17 protein-coding genes are annotated in these 16,786 nt (G+C 37.9%); 9 read left to right on the top strand and 8 right to left on the bottom strand.

Annotation, left to right across the window (positions count from 1 at the left end):
- Nucleotides 1–103 precede the first annotated feature (103 nt).
- Complete coding sequence (locus ABS766_RS15870) at nucleotides 104–964, bottom strand: SDR family oxidoreductase (protein ID WP_408086177.1); 861 nt, start codon at nucleotides 962–964, stop codon at nucleotides 104–106.
- A gap of 128 nt (nucleotides 965–1,092) precedes the next feature.
- Here ABS766_RS15870 and ABS766_RS15865 point away from each other — a divergent pair, with 128 nt between their 5' ends.
- Nucleotides 1,093–1,455 carry a winged helix-turn-helix transcriptional regulator gene (locus tag ABS766_RS15865; RefSeq protein ID WP_408086176.1) on the top strand — a complete coding sequence of 121 codons (363 nt, stop codon included), beginning with the start codon at nucleotides 1,093–1,095 and terminating at the stop codon, nucleotides 1,453–1,455.
- A gap of 68 nt (nucleotides 1,456–1,523) precedes the next feature.
- Here the strand turns inward: ABS766_RS15865 and prfA are convergent, their stop codons facing one another.
- Both prfA and ABS766_RS15855 read right to left on the bottom strand, forming a co-directional pair.
- Nucleotides 1,524–2,597, bottom strand: coding sequence for a peptide chain release factor 1 (gene prfA, locus ABS766_RS15860; RefSeq protein ID WP_408086200.1), 1,074 nt, complete (start codon nucleotides 2,595–2,597; stop codon nucleotides 1,524–1,526).
- 87 nt (nucleotides 2,598–2,684) lie between these two features.
- Nucleotides 2,685–3,059, bottom strand: a complete 375-nt coding sequence (locus ABS766_RS15855) for a Fur family transcriptional regulator (protein WP_408086175.1) — start codon at nucleotides 3,057–3,059, stop codon at nucleotides 2,685–2,687.
- Nucleotides 3,060–3,134: 75 nt separating this feature from the next.
- Between ABS766_RS15855 and ABS766_RS15850 the strand changes: the two genes are divergently transcribed.
- The 3 genes from ABS766_RS15850 to ABS766_RS15840 are packed head-to-tail and all read left to right on the top strand — an operon-like array spanning nucleotide 3,135 to nucleotide 5,113.
- The gene (locus ABS766_RS15850) at nucleotides 3,135–4,043 is read left to right on the top strand and encodes an NAD(P)/FAD-dependent oxidoreductase (protein ID WP_408086174.1); all 909 of its coding nucleotides are present in this window, start codon (nucleotides 3,135–3,137) and stop codon (nucleotides 4,041–4,043) included.
- Nucleotides 4,044–4,073: 30 nt separating this feature from the next.
- A complete protein-coding gene (locus ABS766_RS15845) occupies nucleotides 4,074–4,544 on the top strand; it encodes a DUF6265 family protein (protein ID WP_408086173.1) in 471 nt (156 codons plus the stop codon).
- Nucleotides 4,545–4,546: 2 nt separating this feature from the next.
- On the top strand, nucleotides 4,547–5,113 hold the full coding sequence (locus tag ABS766_RS15840) for a pentapeptide repeat-containing protein (RefSeq protein WP_408086172.1): 567 nt from the start codon (nucleotides 4,547–4,549) through the stop codon (nucleotides 5,111–5,113).
- An 82-nt stretch (nucleotides 5,114–5,195) separates the two neighbouring features.
- Here the strand turns inward: ABS766_RS15840 and ABS766_RS15835 are convergent, their stop codons facing one another.
- A complete protein-coding gene (locus ABS766_RS15835) occupies nucleotides 5,196–6,659 on the bottom strand; it encodes an aminoacyl-histidine dipeptidase (protein WP_408086171.1) in 1,464 nt (487 codons plus the stop codon).
- 67 nt (nucleotides 6,660–6,726) lie between these two features.
- Nucleotides 6,727–7,677: a YeiH family protein gene (locus ABS766_RS15830; protein ID WP_408086199.1), complete on the bottom strand. Its 951-nt coding sequence runs from the start codon at nucleotides 7,675–7,677 to the stop codon at nucleotides 6,727–6,729.
- 51 nt (nucleotides 7,678–7,728) lie between these two features.
- Between ABS766_RS15830 and ABS766_RS15825 the strand changes: the two genes are divergently transcribed.
- From ABS766_RS15825 to ABS766_RS15810, 4 genes are read left to right on the top strand one after another with little or no spacing between them, the layout of a single operon-like run.
- Nucleotides 7,729–8,790, top strand: a complete 1,062-nt coding sequence (locus ABS766_RS15825; RefSeq protein WP_408086170.1) for a DUF3810 domain-containing protein — start codon at nucleotides 7,729–7,731, stop codon at nucleotides 8,788–8,790.
- 40 nt (nucleotides 8,791–8,830) lie between these two features.
- A complete protein-coding gene (locus tag ABS766_RS15820; protein WP_408086169.1) occupies nucleotides 8,831–9,325 on the top strand; it encodes an RNA polymerase sigma factor in 495 nt (164 codons plus the stop codon).
- Nucleotides 9,326–9,332: 7 nt separating this feature from the next.
- Nucleotides 9,333–9,971, top strand: a complete 639-nt coding sequence (locus ABS766_RS15815) for a hypothetical protein (protein WP_408086168.1) — start codon at nucleotides 9,333–9,335, stop codon at nucleotides 9,969–9,971.
- Nucleotides 9,972–9,973: 2 nt separating this feature from the next.
- Nucleotides 9,974–10,831, top strand: a complete 858-nt coding sequence (locus ABS766_RS15810) for a TraB/GumN family protein (protein ID WP_408086167.1) — start codon at nucleotides 9,974–9,976, stop codon at nucleotides 10,829–10,831.
- Here ABS766_RS15810 and ABS766_RS15805 read toward each other — a convergent pair.
- Nucleotides 10,828–11,631 (bottom strand): lysophospholipid acyltransferase family protein, encoded by an 804-nt coding sequence (locus ABS766_RS15805; protein ID WP_408086166.1) that lies wholly within the window; start codon nucleotides 11,629–11,631, stop codon nucleotides 10,828–10,830. The genes ABS766_RS15810 and ABS766_RS15805 overlap by 4 nt on opposite strands.
- A 40-nt stretch (nucleotides 11,632–11,671) precedes the next feature.
- Complete coding sequence (locus ABS766_RS15800; RefSeq protein WP_408086165.1) at nucleotides 11,672–12,313, bottom strand: NUDIX hydrolase; 642 nt, start codon at nucleotides 12,311–12,313, stop codon at nucleotides 11,672–11,674.
- A gap of 48 nt (nucleotides 12,314–12,361) precedes the next feature.
- On the opposite strand from ABS766_RS15800, the gene ABS766_RS15795 reads away from it, so the two are divergent.
- Nucleotides 12,362–12,805, top strand: coding sequence for a DUF4268 domain-containing protein (locus tag ABS766_RS15795; RefSeq protein ID WP_408086164.1), 444 nt, complete (start codon nucleotides 12,362–12,364; stop codon nucleotides 12,803–12,805).
- 55 nt (nucleotides 12,806–12,860) lie between these two features.
- Here ABS766_RS15795 and ABS766_RS15790 read toward each other — a convergent pair whose 3' ends face one another.
- Complete coding sequence (locus ABS766_RS15790; RefSeq protein ID WP_408086163.1) at nucleotides 12,861–16,127, bottom strand: T9SS type B sorting domain-containing protein; 3,267 nt, start codon at nucleotides 16,125–16,127, stop codon at nucleotides 12,861–12,863.
- Nucleotides 16,128–16,786: the final 659 nt, after the last annotated feature.

The raw sequence follows: 16,786 nt of genomic DNA, 5'->3' as shown, positions 1-16,786 counted from the left end.
TTAAAAGGAGCTGTCTCAAAAGGTAGTTATGACAACCAAAATGACACTTTTGAGACAGCTTGATTATTAAAATCTAAACACTTCTTTTTAAGGTATATATGATTTATTTATATACCTGAGTTAAAAACTCTTTTACCGAAGTTGGTTTTTTATCAATAAGTTTGCTCAGGTAGGCTTTTCCGGTTTCCAGTTCTTTATCTTTTATGGCCTGTGCAAAACCCGACAGCATCCAGATAAAATTGTCCGGCACACCCGCTTCTTTAAGTACATTTTTATATGTTTCGGCGTCAGGGCTGGTGTAAGTAATTTGCTTTCCTGTAATTTCTGAAATAATTTCTGCTATGTCTTTAAAAGACAAGCTTTCATCATTAGCAATAGCATATTCTTTATTTTCATGCCCCTGTGTTGTAAGCACTACAGCAGCGGCAAGTGCCATATCATCACGGGTAGCAAAAGGTACCCTGCCCTGCCCTGCGGGGAAAAATATACCATTTTCAAGCACATTTTCTCCAACAAACATGGGGATAACATCGGCATAAAGCGAATTGTTTAACAATGTATACCCTACCCCTGAAGCTTTTAAATAATCACCCGTTTCAGCATGGTCTTTTGCCAGTATACCTGTGGCAGAATTATGAGCGTCTTTATCTTCAATACCGGTATAGGCAATATGTTTTACACCTGCCTGTTTTGCTGCATTTATAACATTTATTTGCTGCCCTACGCGGTCATTAAAATCACTTGAGGAAATAAGCAACACTTTTTCTATCCCCTCAAAAGCGGTAACAAGCGAAGCATAATCATGATAATCTCCAACACGTACCGTAATACCTTTATCTGCATAATGTTGTGCTTTTTGTGCATCCCTGGCCAAAACAGCTATTTTTGAAGCGGGAACCCTTTCCTGCAGATAATTTACCACTGCTGTACCCAGTTGTCCGGTTGAACCTGTAACTAAAATCATTTTGTATTATATTTAAATTAATATTGTTTTAAAATCTATACAAACTTATATATATTTGCTTTACAAAAGATAGTACTATACTTTAGGAAAGCACTAACCTAAAGTATAGTTATTTAAATTTCAGCAAAATGAAAAATGATGTTTTAGAACAACAGCCATTTACCAAATGTCACAAAGCGGCCATGCGCCCCATTAAAGATGCCCTGGAGGTACTTAGTGGTAAATGGAAACTGCCTATAATTGTGGCACTAAGCAGTGGCCCCAAGCGTTTTAAAGAGTTAAGTAAGGAAGTAGGCGGCATTACTGATAAAGTTTTGAGTAAAGAGCTAAAAGACCTGGAAACCAACCAACTTGTAAAGCGTACCGTACATGATACTTTTCCTCCAACGGTAGTATATGCATGGACGGCACACAGCTATACGCTGTCAAATGTTATGGGTGCGCTTGAAAATTGGGGAAAACTACACCGCAGCACTATTCTTGGTGACTAATATATATACCAGACATAAAAAAGGCTGCCTAAAATTCAGGCAGCCTTTTTTATAGTTATTTCAGTGTATTAAAACACTTCTGTTTCTTTTAGTTTTTCGGTATTATTTACCAATTGCAGCTCATCTATAACTTTCTGTATGTTACCGTTCATAACACCGTCAAGGTCATAAAGTGTTAGTCCTATTCTGTGATCTGTAACACGCCCCTGTGGATAATTGTAGGTACGTATTTTAGCTGAACGGTCGCCACTGCTCACCTGTGAGCTACGCTTTGCAGAATCTTCTTCCTGCTTTTTGGCAAGCTCCATTTCATAAAGGCGCGATCGTAAAACCTGTGTAGCCTTATCTTTATTTTTATGCTGCGATTTTTCGTCCTGGCACTGTGCCACCAACCCTGTTGGGATGTGTGTCATACGCACGGCAGATTTGGTTGTATTAACCGATTGCCCACCGGGACCGGAAGAACAGAAAAAGTCGATACGTACATCGTTCATATCTAAATGCACATCAAATTCTTCTGCTTCGGGCAGTACCATAACGGTGGCAGCAGAGGTGTGTACACGCCCCTGGGTTTCAGTTTGGGGTACACGCTGCACACGGTGAACGCCTGCCTCAAACTTAAGGGTACCGTAAACATCTTCGCCCGTAACTTCAAAAACAATCTCTTTAAACCCGCCCGATGTACCTTCGTTAAGGTCAACCACGCTGGTTCTCCAGCCACGGCCTTCGCAATATTTGGTGTACATCCTATATAGGTCTCCTGCAAAAATACTGGCTTCATCGCCACCGGTACCGGCACGTATCTCTACCATTACATTTTTAGCATCTTCCGGGTCTTTTGGTATCAGCATAAACTTGATTTCCTCTTCAAGCTGCGGTAGCCTGTCCTGGGCTTCATCCAATTGCATTTTAGCCATATCTACCATTTCGGCATCGCTGCCGTCTGCTATAATTTCTTTTGCCTCATCAATATTATTAACAAGCATTACATATTCATCACGCTTATCAACAAGAGCTTTAAGGTCTTTATATTCTTTATTTAGCTGTACATAACGTTTTTGGTCAGCAATAATTTCAGGGTTAATCACCTGGTCGCTCACCTCATCAAAACGCTGTTTTATATACTGTAGCCTGTCTAACATACTCATTTCTCCTTAGTTTTGGATGCGCAAAATTACGCAATTTTTTTTGATTGTAAATACACTGTTTGTAAAGCAAATTATGTTCCATTATTTACAATCCACGCAATAACCGTTTACCCAGCTATTACAATCGTGCATGCGGTAGCCTTGTGGCAGGCTAATGATAACCTGCTGTGGCAGGCATTCTACTTTTTCGCAGCCCAGGCACCTGAAATGAAAATGATTGTGGTTATGTGTGTCTCCCTTGCAACCTGTGCATAATGCAAAATAATATTTACCGTTATCGGCCTGAAATTTATGTACTACCCCATCTTCACAAAAACGGTTCAATACACGGTATATGGTTACGCGGTCCATACTTCCATTTACTCTCTGTTCAATAACATCCTGGCTCAAGGCAAAACCTTCGGTGGTAAGTATATCCAATACAGTTTGTTTTGCAGGAGTGTTTCTTCGTTTCATTTTTAATGCAATTATGTTGCAATAATACAAAATTATCCTATATTTGCCAAATCATCAATCATAAAATGCAACGTTATGCAAAGCCATTTTGACGTTATTATTATTGGCGGAAGCTACAGCGGGCTTTCTGCTGCTATGGCCTTGGGAAGGTCGTTAAGAAATGTACTGATTATTGACAGTGGTACACCCTGTAACCGTTTTACACCACATTCGCACAACTTTATTACACATGATGGCGCAACACCCTATCAAATTGCCCAAAAGGCAAAAGAACAGGTTTTAGCTTATGAAACAGTAACGTTTACTGAAGACCTTGCCCTTTCTGCTGAACGCGTAGCAGACGGATTTAGACTAACCACACAAAAGCAGAATACTTATACTGCTACAAAAATTTTGCTTGCTACAGGGGTTAAGGATGAATTGCCCGCTATAAACGGGCTTAAAGATTGCTGGGGAATTTCGGCCATACACTGCCCCTACTGCCATGGTTATGAATATAAACATAAAGCTACCGGTATTCTGGCTAATGGCGATGCCGCCTTTCATTATGCTTTATTAGTACACAACCTTACCCAAAAGCTTACTGTTTTTACTAACGGGCCAAAAGATTTTACCCCGGAACAGCTTGAAAAACTTCAAAAAAATAATATTTCGGTACAGGAAAGCCCTGTTGTAAAAATAAACCACCAAAATGGATATATGGGCAGCATTGTTTTGCAGGATGCTAATGAACAGGCGCTTTCTGCGCTGTATGTAAGGCCTAAAAGTATACAGCAAACCGATATACCCCAAAGGCTTGGTTGTGGCATAAATGAGCAGGGTTATATTATTACTGACTTTATGCAGAAAACCAATATAGAAGGCGTGTATGCTTGCGGAGACTGCTGTACACCCATGCGGGCTGTAAGTACTGCTGTGGCCCAGGGCACTATGGCAGGAGCAGCCATTAATATGGAACTTTGCAGTGACGTTTTTTACGCCTGATTTGCTATATTGCGAAAAAAAACAAACACCATGAAAAAACAGACCTTTACATTACTGATTTGCTTACTTGTACTGTGTGGCTGTACTAATAATGCACACCCTGATATGGAAAAAGCGGCCTGGCTCCTGGGAACCTGGGGCGATGAAGCGGATGGGAATGTAAGTACTGAAACCTGGCGTAAAGTAAACGATTCTGTTTTTCATGGCAAAAGTTACACATTACAGGGCAGTGATACTGTTTTTTCTGAAACTATGGTTATTGATGATGTAAATAATGAAATGACACTTACCGTTACTGTACCTAATCAAAATAATGCTGAGGCCATACAGTTTAAAATGACTTCTATTGATAATGATAAAATCATTTTTGAGAATCCGCAACACAACTTTCCTTCGAAAATAACGTATAACAAAATCAGTAACGATTCATTATTTGCTGTTATATCAGGCACACAGGGCGGGAATAGGATTGAAGTGGAATTTCCTATGAAAAAGAAATGATAATGGATTTTATTGAGGAAAAAACTTTTGCCAAACAAAATTTTGTCACCACACCCCTGCCCATAGCAGAGTATGATAACTGCAATTTTACAGGGTGTAACTTTGAAAATACTTCGCTAAAAAGTGTTGTTTTTACAGATTGTACGTTTACTGACTGTAACCTTGGTAATGCCAATATTTATACAACGGCTTTTAAAAATGTGGTTTTTAAAAACTGTAAATTACTGGGGCTGGACTTTAGCAAAGCAGAACCCTTTTTATTTGAAGTTGGATTTGAAGGCTGCCAGATGCAACTGGTATCTTTTTATCAGCTTAAATTAAAGAAGACCCTTTTTGCTAACTGCCTGTTGCAAGATGCTGATTTTAGCGAGGCAGACCTGACAAGCGCTGTTTTTAAAGAATGCGACCTTAGCAAAGCTATATTTGACAACACTATTCTGGAAAAAACTGATTTTCGTACAGCCCGTAATTTTGCCATAGACCCCGAACGTAACCGTATTAAAAAAGCAAAATTCAGTAAAGAAAGTTTGCAGGGGCTTTTGTATAAATATGATATTGAAATTGAATAAAAAATGCCCCCAAATAGTGTCTAACTTTTTGGGGGCAGTTCATATAAGCGGATTTTCAATTATAATGAAATATTGTCTATAATTATTTCACCGGAATATTCTCCAGTATTTCCAAAACAAATTTCCAATATTTTTGCGCTGATCCTATACTGGCACGTTCATCGGGGCTATGGGCGCCTTTAATGGTTGGCCCAAAGGAAATCATATCCATATCCGGGTAATTGGTACCTAAAATACCACATTCCAATCCTGCATGGCAGGCCACCACATTTGGCTCGTTACCATTTTGCTTGGTATAAATATCTTTTAGCACTTCTAAAATAGGCGAATTCACATTGGGTGTCCACCCCGGATAAGCGCCCCCAAAAGTAACCTCGCAGCCTATAAGCTCAAAGGTGCTGCGTAAAGCATTGGCCAAATCCATCTTACTGCTTTCTACAGAAGAACGTGTTAAGCAGTTTATTTTTATTTTCCCTTCTTTAACTTCTACGCGGGCAATATTGTTAGATGTTTCCACCAAATCTTCCATATCTGCACTCATTCTGTATACCCCGTTATGGGCTGCATACAGCGCGCGAATCAAACCTTCCTGCACGCCTAAATCCATTACTCCGGCAGGCATATCATTAGTTTTTTCTATAACAATCTGCAGCTTAGGCTCGGTGGTTTTTAATTCTGTTTTTATATCATTAATAACCTCCTGCATGTCAAAAACAAAAGCCTCATCAAAAATTTCAGATATAATAACCTTTGCCACACTCTCCCTTGGTATGGCATTGCGCAGGCCGCCGCCATTTATTTCTACTAGCTGCAACCCAAAATTTTCAAAACTGTCAAACAATAACCGGTTCATTATTTTATTGGCATTGCCCAAGCCTTTGTTAATATCCATACCGCTATGGCCGCCGCTTAACCCTTTTACGGTAATGGTATATGATACAGAATTTTCGGGTACTTCTTCCTCATTATAGCTGCGTTCAGCAGTAACATCTACCCCACCGGCACAACCTATATCAATTTCATCATCTTCTTCAGTATCCAGGTTTAATAGAATTTCACCGTCAAGCAATCCGCCTTTAAGGCCCATGGCTCCTGTCATTCCAGTTTCTTCATCTATGGTAAAAAGCGCTTCAATAGCAGGATGCTGAATAGCTTTACTTTCTAAAATCGCCATAATAGTAGCCACACCAAGGCCGTTATCTGCACCAAGAGTGGTGCCTTTGGCACGTACCCAGTCGCCATCAACATACATTTCTATACCCTGAGTATCAAAATCAAAGTTTGTATCGGCATTTTTTTGGTGCACCATATCCAGGTGGCTTTGTATCACTATGGTTTTGCGGTTTTCCATACCCGGTGTAGCCGGCTTTTTAATGATAACATTGCCTACTTGGTCTTCAAAAGTTTCCAGCCCAAGTTTTTGGCCAAAATCTTTCATAAAAGCAATAACTTTTTCTTCTTTTTTAGAAGGGCGTGGTACAGCATTCAGGTCGGCAAATTTATTCCAGAGCGCTTTAGGCTCAAGGTTACGAATTTCGTTGTTCATTATCTGTTGTTTATTATTACTGCAAAGGTACTTTTATACCCAAACCTGACAAAACTATCGGGTTACTTTATGCAAACTCCATTACTGCCCAAAGTGCCATTACCGAAATAAATATCCATAAAGCTACTCCTTGAATTAATGGCTTTACCCCTACAGAGGTGAGTGTTTTTTTTGACAACCCACAGCCTATAAAAAACAAGGTTAGCGTAAGCCCTGCCTTGGCTATAGTAACCATAAAAGGGCTTATTGCCTGCACAGCCGGGATGTAAGAATTAGCCAGCATAGCTAAAATAAATAAGCCAATAAAGTAAGGGATTTTAATTTTTGCCTCTTTGCTTTTAAATAGGAATGACGACAAGAATGCAACGGGGATTATCCAAAGGGCGCGGGCTAATTTTACGGTGGTGGCTACCTGCAATGCCTGGTCGCCATATTTTGCCGCTGCCCCAACAACCGAACTGGTATCATGTATGGCTATGGCGCTCCATAACCCGAATTCCTGCTGAGACATATTAAATTGATGCCCTATGAACGGGAACAGAATAAGTGCAATTGAATTGAGTATAAAAATTACCCCAAGCGCAACGGAAATTTGTTTCTGTTCTGCCCGGATAACGGGTGATACTGCCGCTATGGCACTGCCGCCGCATATTGCCGTACCGGACGAAATAAGGTATGAGGTTTTTTTCTCAATCTTCATTAAACGTCCTAACAACCAGCCTAAAATAAGGGTACTGACTATAGAAATTATGGTAAATACTATACCCTGCTCACCCGCTTTAAGCGCACTTTGTGCATTCATGCCAAAGCCCAGCCCTACTACCGATGCCTGTAATAACCAATGTGTACCTTTTTGGGTATGCTCCGGGAAGGGATGCCCTACCAACCATGCCAGCGCAATACCCAAAGCTAATGCCAATGGCGGAGATGCCCACGGGGTTAGGCAAAATAATGCTAATATTATAAATATAAGGCGTGTAGCTACGGTATAAAAAACTTTCAGCCGGAAGTCAGACATAGAAAACAGTTTCTGCAAAAGTACTATATTTACTCAACCATTTTGATGACTATGAGCCGAACAAAAGCCCTTGCCCTACTTTTCCCCATACAAATTGTTATTATAAATATTCTTGGCTTGTTCCCGGGGTTTATTGAAAAATATTACAGTAATGGCATTTTTCCTTATATCAGTAGGTTTGAGCGGATTATTTTTGGATGGATCGGTTTTTCTGTTGGCGATGTTCTATATGGTGCCATCATTCTGTTTGCCATACGCTGGCTGTGGATAAAAAGAAAAACCTGGAAAATGCAATATAAATACAACTTACTGTCTGTTTTTGCTTTTCTATCGGTTATATATTTCCTGTTCAATTTTTTATGGGCGCTCAATTACCACCGGCAGCCCCTGCATGAAAAGATGCATATAGAGAAAGAGTATACACCGGAGGAGCTAATAAGCTTTACAAAGCTACTTATAACCAAAGCCAATGCAGCACATTATGCTATAACTGGTAATGACACCATAGCGGTAAAAAATCCGTATACACTACAGCAGGTGTATGAAAAATCGGTTACTGCGTATACCGAACTGGAAAAGAGTTTCCCCTCTTTTGCTTTTAGCCATGAGAGTACCAAATCATCGCTTATAAGCGTGCCGCTATCATATATGGGGTTTGGGGGTTATTTAAACCCATTTACTAACGAGGCACAGGTAAACAACACCCTGCCACTCTATAACCTACCCACCACTACCTGCCATGAAATGAGCCATCAGATTGGGTATGCCAGCGAAAGCGAGGCCAACTTTATAGGGTATATGGCTTCGGTAAAAAGTAATGATAAGTACTTTTCTTATTCCGGCTATACGTTTGCTTTAAAGTATTGCCTGCGTAATATTGAAAAGATTGATGAAGAAAAAGCAAAAAGCCTTGAGCCGCTTATTAATAAAGGTATCCTAAAAAACTTTGAACAAAGCGAGGCCTACAATAAAAAATATGAATCTTTTGTGGAAGATATATTTAAATATATTTATGATAATTACCTGAAAATGAATAACCAAAAAGACGGATTAAAAGCCTATAGTAAATTTGTTGGCCTTTTGGTAAATTATTATAAAGACAAAGATTTATAAACCTTTGTAACATATATGCCTTTTTATATACCAATAGCACATGGATACCACCATTGAAAAGAGCTTTGTTGAACAACTTGAGGAAAACCAAAACCTCATACATAAAATATGCAGGCTGTATACCAACAGCGAAGATGCACACAAAGACCTTTTTCAGGAGATTACCATACAATTATGGAAGGCATATCCCAAATTCAGGGGCGATTCTAAATTTACTACCTGGGCTTATAGGGTAGCGCTTAATACTGCAATTACATTATACCGTAAAAAAACCCGCAGCCTTACTACTGTTGAGTTTGACAGCACATTACATAAAATAAACCAGGACGAATATGATTATGAAGAGGAAGAACAGCTTAAAATGTTGTACCAGGCGGTGCAGCAATTAAATGATATTGACAAGGCGCTTGTGTTTATGTACCTTGAAGATAAAGATTATGCCGAAATAGCCGAAACATTGGGTATTAGTGAGGTAAATGCCCGGGTAAAAATGAACCGGGTAAAAGGGAAACTGAAAAAAATTTTAAATCCGTAGCCAGACAATGGATGCATTAGATAAATTAAAGAATAACTGGCAGAAAAACGATAATTATCCCCGTTTTTCTCAGCAGCAAATTTATGCCATGCTGCATAAGCGCTCATCATCTATAGTAAAGTGGATATTAATTATAAGTATAATTGAATTTGCCGCATGGCTTGGTTTAAATATTTTATTAAAAGATAATTCAACCAATAAAACACTCAGGGGCCTCGGGCTGGAATATCTTATTGTTAGCCTCTCTGTTATAAGCTATGGTATTATTTTATACTTTATATATATATTTTATACCCGGTATAAAAAAATTACTGCTACAGATAATGTAAAAAAACTTATGTCGAGTATACTGGCTACCAGAAAGGCGGTTAGAAACTATATATACATTACCATATCCTACAATATTATAGGCGCTATTGTTGTTTTAATTATATTACTGCAATCAGACCCTGTTATCCTTAATGCCTATGAACAATCGCAACAATCGGGAGATGAAGTGTTTTTTTATATGATAACTATTGTTATTACATTGTTGTTGCTGGGACTATTCTTTTTTGCTATGTGGCTTATATACCGTTTGATATATGGTATATTGCTTAAACGCCTCATAAAAAATTATGAAGAACTGAAACAAATGGAGCAATAGTTATGAAAAGGCTTTTTGTATTTTTGGGCATGCTGCTTACCACTTTTGGTACACAGGCGCAACACCTTGAAAAAGGCCTGCTCTGGAAGATAAGCGGTAAAGAAATTAAGCAACCATCTTATTTATTTGGCACCGTACACATTACCTGCAATGCCATAATAGATGAAAATGTGGTGAGTGCCCTTAACGCAACCCGCCAGCTTTATTTAGAGGTGGATATGGATGACCCTGCTTTACCGTCTAAAATGATGTCGGGTATTTTAATGAAAGACGGAAATAAAATAAGTGCTATGGCTTCAGCGGAAGATTATGCCTTATTAGATACTTTTCTAACCGAAAAATTGAGCATGCCTTTAGCGCTTGCAGACCGGTTTAAGCCCGCCCTTTTAAGTATGATGCTTACCAATGTAGTGCTGGACTGCCAACCACAATCATACGAGCAGGAACTAATGCAAGTTGCCAAAGCAAATAATGAAGAGATTTATGGGCTTGAAAGCATAGCAGACCAAATGGCTGTTTTTGATGAGATACCCTATGATAAACAACTTGAGGAGCTGATTAAAATGGCGAAGGGCAACCTGGCTAAGGAAAAAGAAGACTTTATTAAACTGTTAGAGGTATATAACTCTAAAGACCTAAATAAAATTATGAAGCTTGTAAAAGAGCAGGATAGCGAAATTACAGGAAATGAGGATATAATGCTAAATGACCGTAATAAAAAATGGGTGCCTGAAATTATTGCCGCGGCAAAAAATACGCCTACCTTTTTTGCCGTTGGCGCTGCACATCTTGGTGGCGAAAATGGCGTAATAGTACTACTTCGAAAACAAGGTTATACAGTGGAGGCGGTTAGTAACTAATACTCCCATTTTCGTTGTTTGTTTAATTCTTCAACAGCTTCAAGCTCTTCTACAGGTATTACTTTTAAAAAGCTCGGGTGCTGTTCTATAGCATATTCTATTTTTTCTACTATTTCATCAATAGACTCATTGTCATAATCTATCTGAAGCGGTTCTTTAACCTGAAAGGACTGAAAAATGCCTTTCTTTTTTGTGCGTAACCCTTTTTTATCAAAAGAGCGCCTAAAACCGTCTATAACAATAGGCACAACAATGGGTTTATGCTGTTTTATTATATGCGCAGTACCTTTACGGATAGGCTTAAAAGGCTTTGTTGTACCCTGTGGAAAAGTAATAACCCAACCATCAATTAAGGCATCTTTAATATTTTCGGTATCGTTGGGGTTAACCTCGCGTTGTATTTCTTTACCTTTTTCGCGCCAGGTACGTTCAACCGTTATAGCACCTGCATAAGACATTATACGTGGCAACAAGCCGGCTTTCATGGTTTCTTTAGCCGCAACGTAATAAATGTTAAGCTTAGGCTTCCATAAATAACCAATGTTTTTTAAACTGTCTTCACGCCCCTTAAGGCTGGCATTAAACACATGAAACATGGCCACAACATCAGCAAAATAAGTTTGGTGGTTACTAATAAATAAAACATTAGTAGGCGGTAAAGATCTTATTATCTCAGAACCTTCAATCTGTAACTGGTTAAAGCCTTTGTAACGCCTATGCGTCATCGCACCAAAGGTTACAATAAGCCAGCGTTTCAAAAAAAGTATATGACCGAAAGGATTTTTTTTAAACAACCCCATAATTAATAGCAAAGTGAGCCGCTAATTTACAAAATAAGGGTCATTTAGCCGTATTTTTTATTATTTCTTTAAGTTCGCTTAGCATCATGGCTGTGGCTCCCCATATAATATTCCCCTCAATTTCAAATGCCGGAACTACTATTTTTTCTGCGTACGATGTTTTCATCTCAATAGTAGTAACAATAGCATCATCAAGCAGTGTTTGTACCGGCATTTCAATTATAGTATTTACTTCTTTAGGATCCGGCACAAACACAGGGGTATGCCCCATGGTACCTAAAAACGGAACAACAAGAAAATTACTAGGTGGTATATACACTTTTGTAAATGGCATTATCACATTAATTTGTGAAGGGGCTATACCAATTTCTTCATACGTTTCGCGTAAAGCAGTTTGCGTAAGGCTGTTGTCTTCGGGTTCTTTTTTACCCCCGGGAAATGATATTTGCGCTGAATGCACTCCTTTATATGTATTACGTTTGGTGAGCACCAAAGTAGCCTGGTCATTCTTCGGATAAAAAAGCATCATTACAGCCGATTCCCTTGGGTTGTTTTTAAGAAAATAATCAGTACCCAACTGGGCCTGACGCTCTATAGGAGCCATTTTTATATGTGCAGTTACTGCCGGTAAGCTGCTGTTTACTATTTTTGGGGTAAGTTTTATAAATTCGGTAAAAAGCATTTATATTAATTTACCATAAATATACTTTAAAGCACTCAATAAAAAAACATGTTTAGTAAAGCCGAATCACAAGCATTGAAAAAAGAATTCTGGACTGCATTTGCTAATGAATATCCACGCAAATGGCTATTGTACAATACCCGTATAAAAGATGTATCGCTTAAATTTTATGCCGATAATAAAACGGCGCAGGTATTGCTGGATATAGAACCTAAAGAGGAAGAAAAAAGAATAGTGTATTTTGAAAAAATGGTTTCTTTACAAACCATATTGCGGGAAGAATTTTTACCCGATGCTGTATATGAACAAAATTACTATTTGGAAAACGGAAAAACCATTAGCCGGGTATGGGTTGAAAAAACAGGCATAAGCCTATATAACAAAGCAACCTGGCAGGATATATTTGATTTCTTTTATGAAAAGATGGATGCTTTTGAGCGTTTTTTTTATGAGTATGAAGACTATATACGGGATCTTGACATAAATACATAAAAAAAGAATCCTTCCCCACTTTAGGAAAGGATTCTTATTAACATTAAACTAAACTTTAGCGCACCATTGCAAAATGTCCGCGATGCTGCGTACCATCTTCTCTTGTAACCACAAACCAGTAATCCGTTGAAGGAAGTTGGATGCCATTCAGAGTACCGTCCCAACCTTTGCTGGTTGAGCCGAAAGTGGTTATAAATTTACCATAACGGTCAAAGATATTAATCTCAATGTGTGGCTCAAGCGCGGCATATTTAATATACCATGTGTCATGAATACCATCTCCGTTAGGCGTAAAATAGTTAGGATAGTTTAACAAAGCAATTTCCTTTATATCTTCACCGCACCCGTATGCATCTTTTACATATACCTGATACACTCCTGTTTCAAGGCCTGTAAATACATTACTGGTTTGGTAAGTGATTCCGTCAAGCGAATATTCGTAGCTGCTGTTTCCTTTTACATGTACAATAATCATGTTTTGGTCACGGGTCCAGTCTTTAGTTTCTATTTTTGTAATTTCAGGTGTTGCAGACTGGTTTATTATAACCTCTTCATAACCATCACAACTTGCAGTACCATAACTTCTACCACCTATAACTGCATATACACCCGGTTCTGTAACATAAATAGTTCTTGTAGTTTCACCTGTAGACCACATGTACGTATCAAAATTTCCTTCAGCAGTAACTGCTACACTGCCTTCGTTACATATAGTACCTGTAGTAGTAATAACCGGTTGCTCATACTCACCAATAAACAGCTGGAACGAAGTGATACCGTGGCAAATCTGAATTTCATTATGTACAAGCCTTACATATATGGTTTGTCCATTGCTAAGTGCGGTATAGTATTCCGGTAACGGATTTTCGCCAGTATCAGCATCTTCGTAAGTAAGGTGATAAGTAATGGTATACATTGAGCTGTGTAATGGCCCTAATACCGAGTCATTCTGATCTGTAAGGTGATATACATTTCCAGCAGTTTCACCCTCCTCAACACAGATAATCAGATCTTTAGGCTGTGTAGCATCTGCAATAGAAGGCAATTCTCTCACATTAAACCATTGTGTTACCACGTTACCACAATCATCCTCTATCCTGAAAACATATTCAGCCGGCTCAATGTTATGAAATACATTGTCGCTTCCGTTATCAAAACTATAAGGCTGGCCGTCTTTTTCTATTATTGTAAACGATGTGGGCTGGCCTGTTGCTTCAATCAGTACATCATCAGGGTTACCAATACATGCCAGTGTATAGGCTGTATTTATAGTAAGTACATCACGATATTCAAATTCTCCCAGTACACTAACACATTCAGTTACTTCGCTAGTACCGGTGCTAAAAGTGTCAAATTTTTTGATTATCCTGAATCTTCCGGTGAAATTTAAATTGTTTCTTATAGCGTTATTGTTCAGGCTTCTACCATTACTATTAGTAGGTATAGAGCCTTCTTCATATAAATTATTTGGATTGTTTGGGTGCCCCCAACTATCACTTTGAGGATAATACTTTTGTAACCAAAATTTAGCCCCCTGTAAACCATTACTGTTATCATGCATGTCTACAGCAAAACCACCGCACCTTGGAATGAATTCAAAACTATTGCTATCGGGTTGGTAACCATCTACATCAACTGTCATATCTTTTTCTATACCACAATAGTCTGTTGCATTAAATGTGTATCTACCCCCAGGCAAATCACCTAAGTATAACTGTCCGTTATTGGTTAACAACCCTGTAACATTGTATGGTAATGATTGCCCAAAAGCTGCAGGTGCAGATGTAATATATACTTCTTCAAGCGGGCCGTTTCCGCTTCTTAAACGTATTGTACCAAAGCCAACAGCACAACCAGGCAAAGTAGATAAATTAAAATCCTTTTCTACAAATGGCGGTACTTCTACAGTAACTTCATATTCAAAACCACAATCATCTGTAAACTGTATTGTATATTCTCCCAACGGCATATCCGGCATTACTATTTTTTTAGGATTACCAAGTAAAAATGCTGTTAGATCCTGTGGTATTGCCATAACAGATGTGTAAGCCTCCGGAGCTTCTATTAATGTAGCAGAAACTATGTCTTGCTCCGGTACACTTATATTTATTTTACCGAATAAAGAAAAACAACCATTGTTAAAGCCTCTGGCATTTGGTGTAGGTTTAACAAAAATAAGCGATATAGATTCTGTAGCTGTGCGCCCGCAAGCATCAGTAATTTTAACAACATAATCACCAAATGGCATTGGGTTTTGCTCGCTACCATAAGTAGTTGAAACTTCAGTAAAAGGTCCTGCAGGTGTTGCATTAAAATCTGCAGGGTTAAAATCTGCGGGAGCACTTAAAAATTCAACAGTATAAGAATCTGTAAATTTATAGGCACTAAGCTCTAAGAACTTTTCAGCACAGGGAGCCTCTTGATCAGAAAGTTCAAGAATAATACTTGGGTCTACAACATTATCAAACTTTTCATAAACAGTACTACAATTATCAGTTACTGATATATCATAAGTATAGAGTTGATCCATATATCTTGGCATTATAGCCGAAACGGTAAGTGCATTTTCATCTCCTGTGTTAAAAACCTGATTGATAATTATTGGATCTCCCCCAATATCAAGAGTAGAAATAACGTGTTGAACGGCAACCGGATATGTTATAGAGCCTGATGATGCGGTTATAACATTGTTTACAGTTATAGAGTCGCATTCAGGACTAATCTCATCCGGAAAAATAGGGTCTGATATATTTAAGTCTGTTGTAACAATTGATAAGGTATGGCTTCTTACTTTGCCTACGCCGCATGCATCAAAAGCTCTCACTTTATAGGTACCTTGCCCCAAACCAGAAAAAACATTTGAAGCCTGTAACGGCCTGGTTTCAGGACCACCAATAATTTCATACGAAACTGCTGTACCAGAGGTAGCCTCAACAACCAGAGTACCAGTTAAAGAACATGGCTGATTTTGAGTAGAAACGTTAAAATTAAAAGATGTGATATCCTCAACAATAGTTACATTTTTCTCTTTAGTTGCCAATTCATTACCTAAAGATTGTATTGCAACCACTTTATATGTACCTGCTCCTAACCCTCCCACATAATTCTCCTGGGTAATAGCAATGGCAGTTGAAGTATCTGGTAAAAGATAAACTTTATAAAGTAAAGAAGCGTTTGGGGTAGTATTAGATACCAAAAAAGTTAATGACCCGTTTCCCTGGCAACTTTCATCAGTTTTAGTAACGGAAAGAGTAAAGTTAGACAATTGTGCATTTAGTGCAATGTTGAATAACAGCGCTAGAACAAAAGTAATTTTCTTCATAATACTTATTTTTTCCTTAAACAAAATTTGCTTTTTGAATTATCATTAAGCAAATACTCACGCAACGTTTATAAGTACAATATTAGAGAAATTATATTATAAATAACTGATTATTAAATAGTTACAAGTGTAGATAGTCGATTAAAAAAACAATATTTACAAAGTAAATATCAATAGCTATTTATAAATAGCTGATAAACAGCAAAGAATAAATCAAAAAAAAATCGAAAATGATTTTTTTAATTAATAGCAAAAAGTGAAATTTTAACATGTTTTTTGAATTTTAACGAGAATTCTCTAATTAAAACACAACTTTTATATTAAGGAAATACCAATGAAAACTTAAAAATATGTTAAATCAGATTTTATAAATGAAGTATTAACTTACCGAAAAGTATAAGTAAGACATAAAATTGTGACAAATGAAGTTCAATAAAATCATTTTATAGATATGAAAATAATTTTGTGCATTATTTTTTAATTGGAAAATGGTAGAACAGAAAGATGTCTACACTTAATTTGATGTAAGGAACTGAAGAATAGGATTTGCCTGGCCATAGGTTGGTAGTACACCATAAAACAAAAAAAAATCCCCTATCCATAAGGATAGGGGATTTATATAAGAAGGCGATGACATACTCTCCCACAAACTGCAGTAC

Source organism: Flavobacterium rhizosphaerae (assembly GCF_046000445.1).
Taxonomy (GTDB): Bacteria; Bacteroidota; Bacteroidia; order Flavobacteriales; family Flavobacteriaceae; genus Flavobacterium; species Flavobacterium rhizosphaerae.
Note: the sequence above shows the minus strand (reverse complement) of the source record. Positions and strands in the feature narration are given on the sequence as shown.

Excerpts from the sequence above, each read along its gene's own strand:
- ABS766_RS15870 (WP_408086177.1), bottom strand. The coding sequence starts at position 964 with ATGATTTTAGTTACAGGTTCAACCGGACAACTGGGTACAGCAGTGGTA.
- ABS766_RS15865 (WP_408086176.1), top strand. The coding sequence starts at position 1,093 with ATGAAAAATGATGTTTTAGAACAACAGCCATTTACCAAATGTCACAAA.
- prfA (WP_408086200.1), bottom strand. The coding sequence starts at position 2,597 with ATGTTAGACAGGCTACAGTATATAAAACAGCGTTTTGATGAGGTGAGC.
- ABS766_RS15855 (WP_408086175.1), bottom strand. The coding sequence starts at position 3,059 with ATGAAACGAAGAAACACTCCTGCAAAACAAACTGTATTGGATATACTT.
- ABS766_RS15850 (WP_408086174.1), top strand. The coding sequence starts at position 3,135 with ATGCAAAGCCATTTTGACGTTATTATTATTGGCGGAAGCTACAGCGGG.
- ABS766_RS15845 (WP_408086173.1), top strand. The coding sequence starts at position 4,074 with ATGAAAAAACAGACCTTTACATTACTGATTTGCTTACTTGTACTGTGT.
- ABS766_RS15840 (WP_408086172.1), top strand. The coding sequence starts at position 4,547 with ATGGATTTTATTGAGGAAAAAACTTTTGCCAAACAAAATTTTGTCACC.
- ABS766_RS15835 (WP_408086171.1), bottom strand. The coding sequence starts at position 6,659 with ATGAACAACGAAATTCGTAACCTTGAGCCTAAAGCGCTCTGGAATAAA.
- ABS766_RS15830 (WP_408086199.1), bottom strand. The coding sequence starts at position 7,677 with ATGTCTGACTTCCGGCTGAAAGTTTTTTATACCGTAGCTACACGCCTT.
- ABS766_RS15825 (WP_408086170.1), top strand. The coding sequence starts at position 7,729 with ATGAGCCGAACAAAAGCCCTTGCCCTACTTTTCCCCATACAAATTGTT.
- ABS766_RS15820 (WP_408086169.1), top strand. The coding sequence starts at position 8,831 with ATGGATACCACCATTGAAAAGAGCTTTGTTGAACAACTTGAGGAAAAC.
- ABS766_RS15815 (WP_408086168.1), top strand. The coding sequence starts at position 9,333 with ATGGATGCATTAGATAAATTAAAGAATAACTGGCAGAAAAACGATAAT.
- ABS766_RS15810 (WP_408086167.1), top strand. The coding sequence starts at position 9,974 with ATGAAAAGGCTTTTTGTATTTTTGGGCATGCTGCTTACCACTTTTGGT.
- ABS766_RS15805 (WP_408086166.1), bottom strand. The coding sequence starts at position 11,631 with ATGGGGTTGTTTAAAAAAAATCCTTTCGGTCATATACTTTTTTTGAAA.
- ABS766_RS15800 (WP_408086165.1), bottom strand. The coding sequence starts at position 12,313 with ATGCTTTTTACCGAATTTATAAAACTTACCCCAAAAATAGTAAACAGC.
- ABS766_RS15795 (WP_408086164.1), top strand. The coding sequence starts at position 12,362 with ATGTTTAGTAAAGCCGAATCACAAGCATTGAAAAAAGAATTCTGGACT.
- ABS766_RS15790 (WP_408086163.1), bottom strand. The coding sequence starts at position 16,127 with ATGAAGAAAATTACTTTTGTTCTAGCGCTGTTATTCAACATTGCACTA.